We start from the raw sequence: 1,265 nt of genomic DNA on the forward strand, positions 1-1,265 counted from the left end.
AATTCGACCCTTGTATGTTTAAGTTAGATGAGTTGATAGAGTATTTCACAGTTACTGGGGAGGCCGTTCGACCCTGGAGGCAGCACTTGCTGACCTCGTGTGTAGATGGGCTCCCCGCCTCATTGCCAACCTCGAAGAGTATCAGGAAGCCGACAAAGATCGGACTTCGCATCACAAGGATGAGGCAGCATAAAGTGCGAGGTCGGGGAACTGGTAACCATTATCTAACAAAAAACAGCTTAAAGGAAAGGCCATGAACGTCTTTGTGGGGATTGATATTGCTGCAAAAACATTCGATCTCGTTATCAGAAAAAATAACCGTTCACTTAAGGTTGAGCAGTTCAAACAAACACCACAAGGGCATGAAAAAGCAGTTAAACGACTGCAGGCGCAATCTCCCTCACTAATCGTGATGGAGGCGACGGGTATTTACTACTTTGACCTGGCCGTGGCGCTAGTGAAAGCGGGGTTACCCGTCTCGGTCATCAACCCTAAAAGTTTCCATCACTTTGCGACGCTCAAGCTGGCCGGCAGCAAGACCGATGGTATCGACGCCGCCTTGCTGGCGGAGTACGGTGAGCGTATGGAGCCTCGGCGCTGGACACCACCGAGTGAGGCCAGGCTTGGGCTGCGTGATATTGGCAGGCAGATCAATCGACTTACCGCTACGCGTACCCAGGCTAAGAATCGACTGCACGCACTGCAATCCAAACAATCGACGATGCCAATGCTCATCGAGGATGAGCAGGATGGTATTGAGACTCTGAATAAGCGAATTGAGCGGCTCACTCAGGCGGCTCTGGTGCTAATAGCGGAGTCAGATACGTTGTCTCTGCACCTAACGAATATGTGTGCAGCTAAAGGAGTAGGAAGGGCAACCGCACTGATTGTGTTGGCTGAACTCTGTGTCCTGCCCAAAGAGCTAAAAGCACCGCAGGTCAGTCGTTTTGCCGGGTTAGATGTACGTTTAACACAATCAGGAACGAGTATTAATCGCCCTGCAAGGCTCAGTAAAGCAGGCAATGCCTACCTGCGTGCGGCATTGTATATGCCGGCGATGTGTGCCGCTCAGCACGACCCTAGAGCCAAGGCTTTTTCTGACGCTTTAGTGGCACGAGGTAAGAAAAAAATTCAGGCCCAATGCGCGATAATGAGAAAGTATCTCACTGGCTTATGGGCCTGTATCAAAACAGAAACACCCTTTGACTCAACATTATTATTCAGTGAAGAGCATATAAAATCTTGACGTCCAACAGAGTATCTAC

The 1,265-nt window shown here is 49.8% G+C and carries 1 protein-coding gene; it reads left to right on the forward strand.

The genetic code is table 11. The features are described from left to right. The first annotated feature begins 253 nt into the window (after nucleotides 1-253). Complete coding sequence (locus Q0753_RS16525) at nucleotides 254-1,246, forward strand: IS110 family transposase (RefSeq protein ID WP_298723699.1); 993 nt, start codon at nucleotides 254-256, stop codon at nucleotides 1,244-1,246. Nucleotides 1,247-1,265: the final 19 nt, after the last annotated feature.

It is taken from the genome of uncultured Oceanisphaera sp. (assembly GCF_947495715.1).
In the GTDB taxonomy this organism is placed as follows: Bacteria; Pseudomonadota; Gammaproteobacteria; order Enterobacterales; family Aeromonadaceae; genus Oceanimonas; species Oceanimonas sediminis.

What these genes read in the sequence shown, in the direction of transcription:
- Q0753_RS16525 (WP_298723699.1), top strand. Translation starts at nt 254, where the DNA reads ATGAACGTCTTTGTGGGGATTGATATTGCTGCAAAAACATTCGATCTC.